13 protein-coding genes are annotated in these 14,557 nt (G+C 72.3%); 10 read left to right on the top strand and 3 right to left on the bottom strand.

The window, feature by feature from the left end; all coding sequences use genetic code 11:
* Window positions 1-35 precede the first annotated feature (35 nt).
* From VZF99_RS08615 to smc, 7 genes are read left to right on the top strand one after another with little or no spacing between them, the layout of a single operon-like run.
* Window positions 36-827 (top strand): DivIVA domain-containing protein, encoded by a 792-nt coding sequence (locus tag VZF99_RS08615; protein ID WP_096905308.1) that lies wholly within the window; start codon window positions 36-38, stop codon window positions 825-827.
* A 23-nt stretch (window positions 828-850) separates the two neighbouring features.
* On the top strand, window positions 851-1,450 hold the full coding sequence (locus VZF99_RS08610; protein ID WP_067717567.1) for a DUF177 domain-containing protein: 600 nt from the start codon (window positions 851-853) through the stop codon (window positions 1,448-1,450).
* Window positions 1,447-2,145 carry a ribonuclease III gene (gene rnc / locus VZF99_RS08605; RefSeq protein ID WP_159148942.1) on the top strand — a complete coding sequence of 233 codons (699 nt, stop codon included), beginning with the start codon at window positions 1,447-1,449 and terminating at the stop codon, window positions 2,143-2,145. The genes VZF99_RS08610 and rnc overlap by 4 nt, the downstream gene beginning before the upstream one ends.
* A 1-nt stretch (window position 2,146) precedes the next feature.
* Entirely contained in the window at window positions 2,147-3,064 is a 918-nt protein-coding gene (mutM, locus tag VZF99_RS08600) for a bifunctional DNA-formamidopyrimidine glycosylase/DNA-(apurinic or apyrimidinic site) lyase (protein ID WP_096905310.1), read from the top strand.
* Window positions 3,065-3,096: 32 nt separating this feature from the next.
* Window positions 3,097-3,585, top strand: coding sequence for an OsmC family protein (locus tag VZF99_RS08595; protein ID WP_407334529.1), 489 nt, complete (start codon window positions 3,097-3,099; stop codon window positions 3,583-3,585).
* Window positions 3,582-3,872: an acylphosphatase gene (locus tag VZF99_RS08590; RefSeq protein ID WP_119192437.1), complete on the top strand. Its 291-nt coding sequence runs from the start codon at window positions 3,582-3,584 to the stop codon at window positions 3,870-3,872. The genes VZF99_RS08595 and VZF99_RS08590 overlap by 4 nt, the downstream gene beginning before the upstream one ends.
* A gap of 16 nt (window positions 3,873-3,888) precedes the next feature.
* Window positions 3,889-7,452: a chromosome segregation protein SMC gene (gene smc, locus VZF99_RS08585; RefSeq protein WP_407334528.1), complete on the top strand. Its 3,564-nt coding sequence runs from the start codon at window positions 3,889-3,891 to the stop codon at window positions 7,450-7,452.
* A 3-nt stretch (window positions 7,453-7,455) separates the two neighbouring features.
* Here the strand turns inward: smc and VZF99_RS08580 are convergent, their stop codons facing one another.
* Genes VZF99_RS08580 through VZF99_RS08570 form a run of 3 tightly spaced genes read right to left on the bottom strand, consistent with a single transcriptional unit; the run spans window position 7,456 to window position 10,804 of the window.
* The gene (locus VZF99_RS08580; protein ID WP_120283504.1) at window positions 7,456-8,199 is read right to left on the bottom strand and encodes a succinate dehydrogenase/fumarate reductase iron-sulfur subunit; all 744 of its coding nucleotides are present in this window, start codon (window positions 8,197-8,199) and stop codon (window positions 7,456-7,458) included.
* The gene (locus VZF99_RS08575; protein ID WP_407334527.1) at window positions 8,196-10,172 is read right to left on the bottom strand and encodes a fumarate reductase/succinate dehydrogenase flavoprotein subunit; all 1,977 of its coding nucleotides are present in this window, start codon (window positions 10,170-10,172) and stop codon (window positions 8,196-8,198) included. Before VZF99_RS08575 ends, VZF99_RS08580 begins: the two co-directional genes overlap by 4 nt.
* Entirely contained in the window at window positions 10,169-10,804 is a 636-nt protein-coding gene (locus VZF99_RS08570) for a succinate dehydrogenase cytochrome b subunit (protein ID WP_407336104.1), read from the bottom strand. The genes VZF99_RS08575 and VZF99_RS08570 overlap by 4 nt, the downstream gene beginning before the upstream one ends.
* Before the next feature lie 194 nt (window positions 10,805-10,998).
* Here VZF99_RS08570 and ftsY point away from each other — a divergent pair, with 194 nt between their 5' ends.
* The 3 genes from ftsY (at window position 10,999) to VZF99_RS08555 (ending at window position 14,387) form a co-directional block, all read left to right on the top strand.
* Window positions 10,999-12,468 (top strand): signal recognition particle-docking protein FtsY, encoded by a 1,470-nt coding sequence (ftsY, locus tag VZF99_RS08565; protein ID WP_132061089.1) that lies wholly within the window; start codon window positions 10,999-11,001, stop codon window positions 12,466-12,468.
* Between the two features lie 256 nt (window positions 12,469-12,724).
* Window positions 12,725-14,020, top strand: a complete 1,296-nt coding sequence (locus VZF99_RS08560) for an ammonium transporter (RefSeq protein WP_407336103.1) — start codon at window positions 12,725-12,727, stop codon at window positions 14,018-14,020.
* Window positions 14,021-14,048: 28 nt separating this feature from the next.
* Window positions 14,049-14,387 (top strand): P-II family nitrogen regulator, encoded by a 339-nt coding sequence (locus VZF99_RS08555; RefSeq protein ID WP_407334526.1) that lies wholly within the window; start codon window positions 14,049-14,051, stop codon window positions 14,385-14,387.
* Window positions 14,388-14,557 lie beyond the last annotated feature (170 nt).

Here is a 14,557-nt window from a genome sequence, read left to right as displayed (position 1 = left end):
TGGGGCAAGAGTGACGATCCGGTGAAGGGACGAGCGTGTACCGAGTGTTCCAGGCCCTCGACGAGCTGAACGCGATGATCGAGGACGCCCGCAGTCTGCCCATGACCGCGAACTGCGTGGTGCCCCGGCACGAGTCCCTGCTGTTGCTCGACGACATCCGTGACTCGTTCCCCGGCGAACTCGACGACGCCCAGGACGTGCTGGACCAGCGCGACAGGGTGCTCGCGGAGGCCGATGCCACCGCCCGCGAGACGGTCGCCGCCGCCGACGCCGAGGCGGACCGCACCCTGCGCGAGGCGCGCGAGGACGCGGACGCCATGCTCGCCGACGCCAAGGCCCGCGCCGACCGCATGGTCGCCGAGGCGACCACCCACGCCGACGGGCTGGTGGGCGACGCCCGCGCCGAGTCGGCGGAGCTCCTCGACCGCTCGCGTCGGGACGCCGAGTCCACCACGAGCCGCGCCCGCGCGGAGGCAGACCGGCTCGTCGAACAGGCCAACATCCTCTACGACCGCACGATCACCGAAGCCCGGCAGGAGCAGCAGCGGATGCTGTCCGAGTCCGAGGTCGTCCGCATCGCCGACGAGGAAGCCGCGCGGGTGCGAGACGCCGCGCACGCCGAGAGCGAGCGTCGGCGCGAGGAATGCGACGCCTACATCGACGAGAAGATGGCCCGGTTCGAGGAGTTCCTCGGCACCACCCTCCGCACCGTCAGCCGGGGTCGCGAGGAGCTGCACGGTGTCGCCCCGGTCGGGCGACGGGAGCCCACCGGCCGGCGGGGGGTCCGCGAGGACGAGCGCCCGGGCGACGGGTACGGGGACTACTGACCCCGGCGGGTAGTCTGCTGGGCGTGTCCACCACCTCCCGTACCCCCCGCCACGGCCGGCCCGCCGCCGATTCGCTCGTCCTCGACACCCGCGTCCTCGGACGCGCCCCCGGCTCGATGGTGCCGGTGCAGCGTGCCGCCGTCCTCCCCTCGGCCATCGGCGTGGAGTTCATCCGGATCCCCGAGGGCTCCGAGGTGGACCTCGACCTCATGCTGACCTACGTCGACGAGGGTGTGCTCGTCACCGGCTCGGTCACCGGTCGGGCCGAGGTCGAGTGCGCGCGCTGCCTTGGCGAGTTCTCCGCCCCGGTGGGCGTGGACCTGACCGACATGTACGCGGCCGAGGGCACCGCCGCGGCCGAGGCCGCCGAGCAGGACGAGGTCCGCCTGCTGGACGGCGACCTGCTCGACCTCGAGCCCGCGCTCGTCGACGCGTTCGGTCTGGAGTTCCCCATGTCGCCGACGTGCACCGACTACGGACACGACGAATGCATCAACCCGGACACCCCCGCTCCCGACGGCGTCTCCGGCGACGCCGAGGGCCGGATCGACCCGCGCTGGGCCGGGTTGGCGGAGAAGTTCGGGTCCACCGGAGCCGGCGACGCCGGTGAGGACCGCGCGTGACGGAGCAGCCGTCGCCCCTGGACTCTGTCCTGGGGGTCGCCCTACCCGCCGACCTCGCCACCCAGGCTCTGACCCACAGGTCGTACGCCTATGAGCACGGCGGTCTGCCCCACAACGAGAGGTTGGAGTTCCTCGGCGACGCGGTGCTCGAGTTGGTCGTGACGGAGTACCTCTACACGGCGTACCCGGACCGTCCCGAGGGGGACCTCGCCAAGATCCGCGCGAGCCTGGTCAACACCTACGTCCTGGCCGACATCGCGCGCGAGATCGGCCCCGGCGGCCTGGGAGATCACCTGCGGCTCGGCCGCGGTGAGGAACTGACGGGCGGTCGTGACAAGCACTCGATCCTCGCCGACACCCTCGAGGCGGTGTTCGGGTCGGTCTATCTGACCCACGGGCTCGAGACGGCCCGGGGTCTGATCGAACGGATCATCGGCGACCGACTGCAGGTGGTCCCGCATCTGGGGGCGGCCCTCGACTGGAAGACCAGCCTGCAGGAGAAGTGCGCGTCGACGGGCAGGCCCAGGGTGCGGTACGAGATCACCTCCACCGGGCCGGACCACGACAAGACCTTCTCCGCGGTGGTGTTCGTGGGCGACGAGTCCCTGGGCGAGGGGACCGGTCGCACCAAGAAAGAGGCCGAGCAGAAGGCCGCCGAGCAGGCGTGGGCCGCCCTGGACGGGACCACACGCTGACGTGCCCGAGCTACCCGAGGTCGAGGTCGTCCGCAGGGGCCTGGCCGATCACGTCGTCGGTCGTGTGATCACGTCCGTGGAGGTCACCGGCGCCCGCACCGCGCGCCGGCAGCCGGGCGGCGCCCCTGAGATCGTCGCGCGTCTGACCGGCCGCACCGTCAGCGGCGCCCGGCGTCGCGGCAAGTACCTGTGGCTCACCCTGGACTCCGACCACGCGGCGGGAGCGGACTGCCTGCTCGTACACCTGGGGATGAGCGGGCAGATGTTGGTCGCCGAGGGCGGTGCGCCGCCGGTACGCCATCTGCACGCGCGAGCCGAGCTCGACGACGGCAGGGAGCTGCGTTTCGTCGATCAGCGGACGTTCGGCGGGTGGACCGTCGTCCCACTGGCGGAGGCTCTCGACGGCACGGGGGAGCTCCTGCCCGCGCCGGCCGCCCACATCGCGGCGGACCCGTTCGAGCCCGGGTTCGACCCCCTCGTCGCCGCCCGGACGATCCGACGCCGGGACACCGAGATCAAGCGCCTCCTGCTGGATCAGACCGTGGTCTCGGGGATCGGCAACATCTACGCCGACGAGGCCTTGTGGCGCTCCGGTCTCCACGGCCGCCGGCGGTCCGGCGCCGTGACACTCCGCGCCGTGACCGGGGTCCTCGAGCACGCCCGCGAGGTGATGGCGGACGCGCTGGCGGCCGGCGGCACCTCATTCGACGCGCTGTACGTCAACGTCAACGGCGCCTCGGGGTACTTCGATCGCTCCCTCGACGTCTACGGACGGGCGGGCCTGCCGTGCGCGCGGTGTGGGACGGCCGTGGTGCGGGAGGACTTCATGAACCGCGGTTCGCACTTCTGCCCGGTCTGCCAGCCCGCGCCACGCCGGTCCCGCCCGCCACGTCGGTCCCGCGCGCCGCGGCGGGGCTGAGGTGGCCCGCGGACCGGTCGTACGATGACCGCATGACTGAGTCGACGCCCCCCACCCCCACGCAGACGCCCGCGCCGGCCGCCCCGCAGGCGGCGCACCCCGCTCCCGATCTCCGTGTCGAACGCACCGGGACCCGACGCTACGTGGGGACATCTTCCCGGGGAGCCCGGGTCGAGATCGGCTCGGCCGACGTCGAGGGGGTGTTCACCCCGGGGGAGTTGCTCAAGATCGCGCTCGGGTCCTGCACGGCCATGGCCTCCGACTTCACGATCTCCCGCCGGTTGGGTGACGACTACGCCGCGACCGTTCGCGTCTCCGGAGACGCCGACCGCGAGAACGAGCGATACCCGCTGCTGGAGGAGAGCTACGAGCTCGACCTGTCCGGGCTAGACCCGGCGATGGCCGAGCGACTGGTGGCGATGATCCGGCGCTCGGTGGACTCCGCGTGCACGGTCGGCCGGACGCTCACCGCGGGCACCGAGATCGAGCTGGGCTTCGAGACCGGGGGCGACGAGGCATGAGCGCCCCGGGAGCCGACCGGGTCCGGCTGGTCGCCTGGGTCCACGGCCGCGTCCAGGGCGTGGGCTTCCGTTGGTGGACCCGCAGCCGGGCACTCGAACTCGGCCTGAGCGGGTACGCGGCCAACAAGCCGGACGGGCGCGTCCACGTGGTGGCGGAGGGACCGGAGCCCGCGTGCCGTGACCTGTTGGAACTCCTCCGCGGCGGCGGGACCCCCGGCCACGTGGACCTCGTCGTCGACACCTGGGAGCCGGCCCGGGGCGGACTCCCGGGATTCGTCGAACGCTGACCTAGGATCGACAACCGTGTATCTCAAGTCGCTGACGCTCAAGGGCTTCAAGTCCTTCGCGGCGCCGACGACCCTGAGATTCGAGCCCGGAATCTGCTGCGTGGTGGGGCCCAACGGGTCGGGAAAGTCCAACGTCGTCGACGCCCTGACCTGGGTCATGGGCGAGCACAGTGCCAAATCGCTGCGCGGCGGCAAGATGCAGGACGTCATCTTCGCGGGGACCGCGGGGAAGCAGCCGCTCGGCCGCGCCGAGGTCACCCTCACCCTGGACAACTCCGACGGCGTGCTGCCGATCGACTACGCCGAGGTGTCGATCACCCGCCGGATGTTCCGCGACGGCGCCGCGGAGTACGAGATCAACGGCGACCGCGCCCGACTCATGGACGTGCAGGAACTGTTGTCGGACTCAGGGATAGGCCGCGAGATGCACGTCATCGTCGGCCAGGGAAAACTCGCCGAGATCCTCGAGTCCAAGCCGGAGGAGCGCCGGGCGTTCATCGAGGAGGCCGCCGGCATCCTCAAGCACCGGCGCCGCAAGGAGAAGGCCCAGCGCAAGCTCGCCGGGATGCAGGGCAACCTGGACCGGTTGAACGATCTCACCACCGAACTGCGGCGCCAGCTCAAGCCGCTGGGGCGGCAGGCCGAGGTCGCGCGCCGGGCGCAGACCATCCAGGCGGACCTGCGCGACGCCACGTTCCGCCTCGCCGCCGACGACCTGGTCACCCGTCGACGCGAGCTCGCGGATGCCGAGAGTGTTCGCTCCCGGTTGGCGGACCAGGTCGCGCAGGCGGTCGACCGCAGGGACGAGCTGGTGCGGGCCGTCGCAGACACCCAGGCCGAGCTCGATCGGCTGACCCCGGACGCCGACGCCGCACAGCAGCGGTGGTTCGCCCTGTCGACGTTGGCGGAGCGGGCCCGCGCCACCGCCCGGATCGCCGCCGACCGCGCGCGGTCGCTGGCCGCCGAGGTCGCCGTGCACCACGGCACCGACCCGGACGAGCTCGAGCGCCAGGCCGAGCGGGCCGCCGCGCACGAGGAGGAACTCGCCGCCCAGGTCGACGCCGCCGCCGAGAAGGCCCGTCTCGCGACGGAGGCGCTCGGACGGGCCGAGTCGACGCTCGCCGCGCTCGAGGCCGAGCATCTCAAGGCCGTCCGGGCGATTGCGGACCGCCGGGAGGGCGTGGCCAGGCTCGCGGGCAAGGTCGAGACCCTCGCCGCGAGAGTGGAGTCCACCCAGGCGGAGATCGCGCGCGTGGACGCCGAGGCGGATGTCGCGCGCACCGCCGTGGTCGACGCCGAGGCCGAGTTCGACGCCGTCCACGCCAGGGTGGGGGCGCACGAGCAGAGCGAGCGGACCCTCGACGAACACCTGGGACGGGCCGAGCGCGCCCACCTGGCGGCACGGGCCCGGCTGGCGGAGTTGCAGGGGATCGAGCGGGAGGCCGACCAGCGGATCGCGCGGCTGGCCGCCCGGATCGAGACTCTCGAGCAGAACAAGGGCGCCGGGGACGGCGCCGAGTGGGTCCTGCGGCACCTCGGGGCCGACGCCGTCGCCGGGACGGTGGGGGAGATGCTCGGCGTCCGCGACGGGTGGGAACGCGCCGTGGGGGTCGCCCTCGGGCCGGCCGTCGACGCGGTGGTCGTGGACACCTCCGTGGACCGGCGCCAGGTACTTGCGGCGTTGCGCGAGGCCGACGCGGGCCGGGCCGGTCTCGTGGGCGCCGGGGCGCCGGGTGGCGACTACCGCCTGGAGGTCGACCTGGTCGGCGGGGCACGCTGGGCGCTGGACGTGGTGGACGTCCCGGAGGACCTCGTGGCGGCGGTGACCGCCCTGTTGGTCGATGTGGTCGTGGTCGACGACCTCGCCGCCGCCCACGCCCAGGTCGAAGCGGACCGCCGCGTGCGCGCGGTGACCCGCGACGGGGAGCTGGCCGGTGCGGGGTGGACCGTGGGCGGGTCCGCGTCGGGGCGGACGGGGTTGGAGATCCAGTCGGCGATCGACGCCGCGGTCGTCGAGCGCGACGCCGTTCGGGCCGAGATCGAGACCACCCGCGCCGAGTTGGCCGGCGCCGCGGCCGAGGACACCGAGCGGGCGGACCGGTTCTCCGAGACGCTCGCCGCCATCAGCGAGTCCGACGCCGCGATCGAGGAGATCTACGCGGAGCTCGCCCGTATCGGCAAGCGACGGCGTCGCGCCGAGGCCGAGGTGCGGCGCCTGGAGCAGACCCGCCGGATCTCGGTGGACAAGCTCGACGCCGCGCGCGCCGAACACGCCGAGCTGACCGACCGACTCGCCAGGGCCGGGGACGACGACGAGGTCCGGCCACCCGAAGACGACGGGCGGGGTGCGGCGCAGGCCGCCGTGGCCTCGGCCCGGGCCGCGGAACTCGAGGCCAGGCTCGCCCACCGGTCCGCGGAGGAACGTGCGTCCGGCGTCCGCGGGAAGGCGGCGTCCCTGCGGCGGGCCGCGCAGGCGGAGCGCGAGTCCCGGGCCCGGGCGGCCAGGGCCGCGGCGCAGCGGCGCCGCGGCGCCGAGGTCGCCGGCGTGGTCGACGAGCTCAGCGGGCGGCTGCTCGCGCGGCTCGACGAACTCATCACCGCCGCCGGAACCGAGCGGGACCGGCTCTCGGCCGCGCGCGCCGAGGCCACCGCTGGTGTCGCCACGCTGCGTGGTGATCTCGCGGCCGCCGAGTCCGAGGTGTCGAGGCTCGGCGACGCCGCCCACCGCGACGAGATCGTCCGGGCGCAGCTCGAGGTCAAGGTCTCGGAGCTCGAGGCGGCGGTGCTCGAGCGTCACGGTATCGAACCGCAGGCCCTCGTCGAGGACTACGGCCCCGACGTGGACTTGCCGCCGTCGGCATTGGAGATGCAGGAGTACGAGGCGGCTCGCGAACGTGGTGAGGACGTGACCCCGCCGCCGCCGATGCCGTTCGTGCGCGCCGAACAGGAGCGTCGTCTCAGGTCGGCGCAGAAGGACCTGGCCACCCTGGGCAAGGTCAACCCGCTGGCGTTGGAGGAGTTCGCGGCGCTGGAGGAGCGCTACGCGTTCCTGTCCACCCAGCTCGACGACGTGAAGAAGGCCCGGTCCGACCTGGAGGGGGTGATCGACGACGTCGACGAGCGCATCGAGCAGATCTTCACCGAGGCGTGGGTCGACGTCGAGCGCGAGTTCCGTGGTGTCTTCGCAACGCTCTTCCCCGGAGGGGAGGGGCGACTGATCCTCACCGAGCCGGAGGACATGCTCACCACCGGCATCGAGGTGGAGGCGCGACCACCGGGAAAGAAGGTGAAGCGGTTGTCGCTGCTGTCCGGCGGCGAGAAGTCGCTCACCGCGGTCGCCATGCTGGTGGCGATCTTCAAGGCCCGCCCCAGCCCGTTCTACGTCATGGACGAGGTCGAGGCGGCGCTCGACGACACCAACCTGCGGCGGCTCATCGGGCTGTTCGAGCAGCTGCGGGAGACCAGCCAGCTCATCGTCATCACCCACCAGAAACCCACCATGGACGTCGCCGACGTGCTCTACGGGGTGTCGATGCAGGGCGACGGCATCTCCAAGGTCATCTCCCAACGCATGCGCTGAGGATCACGAGCGCCGGAAGACCGCCCGGAGCCGTTCACGGTTGACCACGCCGATCGCCCGCAGCGGGATCCCCGCCGGGCACACCCGCGAGCACTCTCCGTAGAGCGAGCAGGGTCCGAATTCCTCGTCGGCGGCGCTGACCATCTCGCGGGCGCGGGTCGCGCGGTCGGCGCCCGCGACGGGCATGAGGGCGAGGTGCCCGAGTTTGGCCCCCACGAACAGGTTGGCCGAGCCGTTGGGGCAGGCCGCCACACACGCCCCGCACCCGATGCACGCCGCGAAGTCCAGCGCGGTCTCCGCCGTGTCGTGACCCTGGAGGGTCGAGTCCGCGTCCGGGGCGGCGCCGGCCGGGATTCCCACATGGGCCGCGGACTCGACGACCCCGTCCAGAGCGGAGCGGTCCACCACCAGATCGCGGATGACAGGGAACACGGCGGCGCGAAGCGGTTCGATGCGCAGGATGTCCCCGTCGGCGTAGGGGGTCAGCCGCTGGTGACACGACGGGGTGTTCTCCGCGGGACCGTGGGGGCGTCCGTCGACGGTGACGCCGCAGGCCCCGCAGATCCCCTCACGGCAGTCGGAGTCGAACGCCACCGGTTCGACGCCCGCGTCCACCAGGTCGGCGTTGAGAACGTCGAGCAACTCCAGGACACTCATCTCCGGCCGGGCGTCGTGGACCTCGAACTCCTCGTACCGCCCGGCCATGTCGGGCCCGGACTGTCGCCAGATTCGCAGGGTGAGCCTCATCGGTAATCCCTCGCGGTGGGGGCGACCGCCGAGAACTCCAGCGGTTCGGCGTGGCGGGTGAAGGACCGGGGCCCGCCACGGTCATCGCCCTCGGAGGCCCAGGCGGAGGCGAAGGCCCACCGACGGTCGTCCCGCCGGGCCTCGCCGTCGGGCGTCTGGTGCTCGTCGCGGAAGTGGGCGCCGCACGACTCGTCCCGGTCCAGCGCATCCACGCACATCAGTTCCGCCAGTTCGAGGAAGTCGGCGACCCGCCCGGCCAGTTCGAGCACCTGGTTGAGGTGACCGCCTGCGCCCGTGACCCGCAGGTCGGTCCAGAACCGGGTCCGCAGGTCACGGATGCGCTCGAGCGCCCGGGTCAGGCCGTCGGCCGTTCGTGTGACGCCGCAGCCCGAGTAGAGGATCTCGCCGAGCTCACGGTGGAAGTGTTCGGGCCCGGTCGAGCCGCCCACCGCGAGCAGGTTCCGCACCCGCGTCCGGGCGCGGGCCACGGCGGCCACGACCACCTCGTCGTCGTCGCCCGGCAGGTCGTCCCCGAGGCGGGTGGCCAGGTGCGCCGGCACCGAGTACGGAAGGGTGAACCACCCGTCGACGCTCGCGCTGAGCAGGGAATTCGCACCGAGTCGGTTCGCGCCGTGATACGCCCAGCCGCATTCGCCGCCGACGAACAGGCCGGGGATCGACGTCTGCAGGTCGAAGTCGCTCCACAGCCCGCCCATCGTGAAGTGGCACGTCGGCGCGATGCGCATGGGTACGGCGTACGGGTCCTCGCCGGTGGCGTGGGCGTACATCTCGAACAGGTTGCCGTAGCGCTCGGTGATCGTCCGGCGCCCGTCGCGGGACAGGGCGTCACGGAAGTCCAGGTAAACGGAGTTGCGGCGTGGCCCCACCCCTCGCCCGGCACGGATCTCGGAGGTGATCGCCCGGGAGGCCACGTCGCGGGGCACGAGGTTGCCGAAGGCGGGATATCGGCGCTCGAGAAAGAAGTCGCGGTCGGCGTCCGGGATCTCCCCGGGCGGCCGATCGTCGCCGTCGTGGAGCGGGACCCAGACGCGGCCGTCGTTGCGCAACGATTCGCTCATGAGGATCGTCTTGGCCTGCCAGTCGTTGTCCTTGGGCAGCGCGGTGGGGTGGAACTGCACGAACGACGGTGAGGCGAACAGGGCCCCCCGCTGGTGCGCGCGCCACACCGCCGAGGCGTTGGAGTGGATCGCGAGCGTGGAGTCGTGGAAGACGGTCCCGTAGCCACCGGTCGCGAGGACGACCGCGTGCGCGGTCTCGGCCCGGATGTGGCCGGACACCAGGTCACGGACCACCACACCGTGGCACCCCGAATCGTCGACGACGAGGTCGAGCATCTCGTGGCGGGTGTGCAGCGTGACGGCGCCGGCACGGATCTGCCGCTGCAGGGCCGAGACGCCCGCGAGCTGGAGTTGTTGGCCGGTCTGACCGCGGGAGTAGTACGTGCGCGAGACCTGCACGCCGCCGAAGGACCGGGTCGACAGGACGCCGCCGTACTCGCGTGCGAAGGGGGTCCCGATGGCGGAGAAGTGATCGATCACCCGCGCGGATTCCTCGCCCAGCCGGAACGCCTCGGCCTCCCGCCCACGGAAGTCCCCGCCCGAGACGGTGTCGGCGACGAACCTGGCCACGGAGTCTCCGTCCACCCGGCGGCCGCGGGCGGCGTTGATCCCGCCCTGGGCGGCCACGGAATGCGCGCGCCGGGCGGCGTCGTGGTAGGTGAACGCGGTGACCCGGTAGCCGAGTTCGCCGAGGGCGGCCGCCGCGCCGGCCCCGGCCAGGCCCGTGCCGATCACCACCACGTGGAGGTGGCGGCGGTTGGCCGGCGCGACCAGGCGGTAGGCGTCGCGACGCCTCGCCCAAGCGGAGGCCGGGTCGCCCCCGGGTGTGCCGGAGCTCAGCACGTGTCCCTGTCGTGCGTCGGGCACGAGGACGGGGGGCGGGGAGAAGGTCACGTCAACCACCCGGCCTGGACCGCGATCGGGATAGCGGCGTTGCCCAGCAGCACGGCCACCGCGGCGATCCCGCCCACGGTCGTGATCACCGCCCGGCTCCGGGCGCCGGTCACCCCGAGGTCGCCGGCGGCGGTGCGGACCCCGTGGGCGACGTGCAGGGCCAGCAGCACCATGGTGATGCCGTAGAAGGCCGCGACCCAGGGCCGCGAGAAGCTGGCGACCAGATTGGCGTACGCCGTGCCGGGCTCGAAGGCCTCCGACGCCGCGGGGGCGGTGCCCGTGGTCATGTCGAGGACGTGGAAGACGACGAAGAGCAGCAGCACCACGCCGGTGAGCAGCATCGAGCGGGCGCCGAACGAGCCGGCCGTCAGGCCTGTCCGCCGACGGTGCGGGCCCGCGGACGCGTGGGAGCGCCGCACCAGCACGACCGCGCACCAGACGTGCGCCACCAGGCCCAGGACCAGCACGATGCGCAACGCCCACAGGACGCCCTCGTGGGGGACGAGGGGGTACAGCAACGTCCGCAGCCACGCGGCGTAGGCGTCGAAACCCGTGGCCCCGCCGAACACTTTGAGATTGCCGACCATGTGCACCACCACGAAGGCGGTGAAGAGCAACCCCGTCACCGCCATGATGGTCTTGGCGAGCCAGGTGGGCGGGGCCGGGGCCCGGCGGAGGGGGCGCCGGCGTACGGACGTACCCCCTGGCTGGGCGGCGAGCTCGACCACGTGGGCTCCTCCCCGGACGACGACAGGCGCCAGTCTAGGTCCGCCACAGCCCCCCGGGACCGAGATGACGACGGGTGCGGTCGGCCATACTGGGCACCGTGACTACCACCACCTGGATCATCATCGCCGTCGCCGCGGTGCTGCTGCTGGCCATCATCGCCCTCGTCGTGGGTCTGCAGCTGCGCAAGAAGCGGCAGATCTCCCTCACCAGGGCCGCCGAGCGCAAGGAGCTCACCCGCGAGGAGCGCTCCGGCAACTATCAGGCCGGGACGGGGTTCTCGTTCGCCCAGGGAGGGGGCGGCGCCACGGCGGCCCCGCCCAGGGAGCCGGTGCGCCGTGACCCGACGCCGCGGGAGGACCTGCCGCCGGCGACACCGGCCCCACGGCCCCCCGCGCCGTCGTCTCCTGCGACGGGGGCGGCCCCCGCCGCCGAACCCGCGACCGCGCCGGATACCGCGCCCGAGACTGCCGTCCCCGCGCCCGAGCCGGACGTCGATCCCGGCCCGACCGAGGCCACCGAGGTCGTCGAGCCCGCCCCGGTCGAACCCGTCGTGGTCCCCCCCGAGGTGCCCGACGAGGAGATCCCGGCGCCCCCGGAGACGGTCACCGGGACCCCGGAGCCGGTCGCCCCGGTCGAGCGCATCGACCCGGCCGCCGGCCGCCTCGACCGCCTGCGGGGCCGCCTCGCGCGGTCGCAGAACACCGTGGGCCAGGGGCTGCTGGGTCTCCTCGGCGCCGGCGATCTCGACGAGGACGCCTGGGAGGAGATCGAGGACACGCTGATCATGGCCGACCTCGGTTCGGCCACCACCGAGCTCGTCGTGGACCGCCTGCGGGCGGAGATCGCCACCCGACAGGTCCGCACCGAGGCCGAGGTGCGCGATCTGCTGCGGCAGACCCTCATCGACAACCTCCACCCCGAACTCGACCGCTCGCTGCGTGCGCTGCCGAACGACGGGACGCCGGCCGTCCTCCTCGTCGTCGGCGTCAACGGCACCGGCAAGACCACCACCACCGGCAAACTCGCCCGCGTCCTCGTCGCCGACGGTCGCGAGATCCTCCTCGGCGCCGCGGACACGTTCCGCGCCGCCGCCGCGGATCAGCTCCAGACCTGGGCCGAGCGGGTGGGCGCCGAGGTGGTCCGCGGCAAGGAGGGCGCGGATCCCGCCTCCGTCGCCTTCGACGCGGTCACCCGCGGGGTCGAGACCGGCGTGGACGCCGTGCTCGTGGACACCGCCGGTCGCCTCCACACCAAGACCGGGCTCATGGACGAGCTCGGCAAGGTCAAGAGGGTGGTGGAGAAGAAGACCCCCGTCGACGAGGTCCTGTTGGTGATCGACGCCACCACCGGGCAGAACGGGCTCATGCAGGCGCGCGTGTTCAAGGAGGTCGTCGACATCACCGGTGTCGTGCTCACCAAGCTCGACGGCACCGCCAAGGGCGGCATCGTGTTCCAGGTCCAGCACGAGTTGGGCGTGCCCGTGAAGCTCGTCGGACTGGGCGAGGGGGCCGACGACCTCGCGCCGTTCACCCCCGAGGCCTTCGTCGACGCGTTGCTCGGCACGTAGGTCCCGGGCGACGCGGCCGGGATACGCGCCCGGGCGGCCGGGACACACGACCGGAACAGGGGACCCGAGCGCGTTACAACCCCGAAACATCAGGGCACATCCGGTGCAACACGACCAAGGAAATCTTCATGTCGACGGGGAGCGAAGAGTCGCTCACCACGTACGAGACGAGGAGGACCGCACCGTGATAGGTGACAGTGTCGCGTTGCTCGCCCAGGAGGCGACGCCGGAGATCGATACGGGAGACACGGCCTGGATGCTCATCGCAGCATCCCTGGTACTGCTCATGACGCCCGCCCTGGCGCTCTTCTACGGCGGCATGTCCCGGCAGAAGTCCGTGCTGAACATGATGATGATGTCGTTCGGCGCGATGGGCGTGGTCGGCGTGATCTACCTGCTGTGGGGATGGTCGATGTCCTACGGCAGCGAGTCGGTCCTGGGGCTGTTCGCCAACCCCTTCGAAATGTTCGGGCTCTCCGGGGTGATCGGTGACGCGACCGAATGGGCGGTCTCCGGCTCCGGCGCCTACCCGCAGGTCGTCGACGTCGCCTTCCAGGTGACCTTCGCGATCATCACCGTCGCGCTCATCTCGGGCGCGATCGCCGAGCGCGCCCGGTTCGGCACCTGGCTGGCGTTCGTCGGCGTCTGGGTGACCCTGGCGTACTTCCCGCTCGCCCACATGGTGTGGGGCGGCGGACTGCTCTCCCACTCGGACAGCGGACTGGCGGCCATGATCTTCGGGACCGTCGACGACGGCGAGGGCGGGCTGACCGCCGCCGTCGCGCCCGTCGACTTCGCCGGCGGAACCGTCGTGCACATCAACGCCGGTATGGCCGCGCTCGTCCTGGTCCTGCTCATCGGCAAGCGGCTCGAGTTCGGCCGTACGGCCTACCGCCCGCACAACCTGCCGCTGGTCATGCTCGGCGCCGCCCTGCTGTGGTTCGGCTGGTTCGGGTTCAACGCCGGTTCCGCGTTCGGTGCCAACGGTGCGGCGGGCCTGGCGTGGGTCAACACCACCGCCGCCACCGCCGCCGCGATGCTCGGCTGGCTCCTCGCGGAGCGTATCCGTGACGGCCACGCCACCAGCCTCGGTGCCGCCTCCGGCGTGGTCGCCGGCCTCGTGGCCATCACCCCCGCCGCCGGTTCCGTCCACCCGCTCGGCGCGATCGCCCTCGGTGCGATCGCGGGCGTGCTGTCCGCGCTGGCCGTGGGCCTCAAGCACCGCTTCGGCTACGACGACGCCCTGGACGTGGTGGGCGTGCATCTGGTCGCAGGACTCTGGGGCACCATCGCCATTGGCCTGTTCGCCACCGGCACCTTCGGAACGGACGCGGGAATGTTCTACTCCGCGGACGGCTGGCGACTCCTGGTGGTCCAGATCGTGATCGCCGTGGCCGCCCTCGTGTTCACCACGATCATGACCGCGATCGCCTGGGCGATCTGCCGGCCGCTCGGCTGGAGGATCGACAAGGCCGACGAGCAGGCGGGCATCGACGGTGCCCAGCACGCCGAGAGCGCGTACGAGGCCTCCACCAACGCGCTCATCCGCTGAGCCGACCCCTTCGAAAGGAACCCACGACATGAAGCTCGTCACCGCGATCGTCAAACCGTTCACGATCGACGACGTCAAGGCAGCACTGGAGCAGGCCGGTATCCACGGCCTCACCATCAGCGAGGTCCAGGGATACGGACGCCAGAAGGGCCACACCGAGGTCTACCGCGGCGCCGAGTACGCCGTGGACTTCGTCCCCAAGATCAGGGTGGAGGTGGTGGTCGACGACGAGACCGCCGGCACCGCGGTCCGACTGATCGTCGACGCGGCCCGGACCGGAAAGATCGGCGACGGCAAGGTCTGGGTGACCCCCGTCGAGAGCATCGTGCGCGTCCGCACCGGTGAGGAGGGCACGTCCGCGATCTGACCCTCGGGCAGAACCCGACGCGCGGTCGCCCCGTCACAGGGGCGGCCGCGCGCCGTCGTGTACTGCGGAGGCCACCCTCGCCCGGTCCCGCGCAGACCGTGCGCAGCCGTTCACAAAGGTGAAACGTGTACGCCCCGAGGCGGTGACACGGAGGCGACATTCTGGACCCG

Origin of the sequence: Dietzia kunjamensis (assembly GCF_045689975.1) — a bacterium.
GTDB lineage: Bacteria > Actinomycetota > Actinomycetes > Mycobacteriales > Mycobacteriaceae > Dietzia > Dietzia kunjamensis.
Note: the sequence above shows the minus strand (reverse complement) of the source record. Positions and strands in the feature narration are given on the sequence as shown.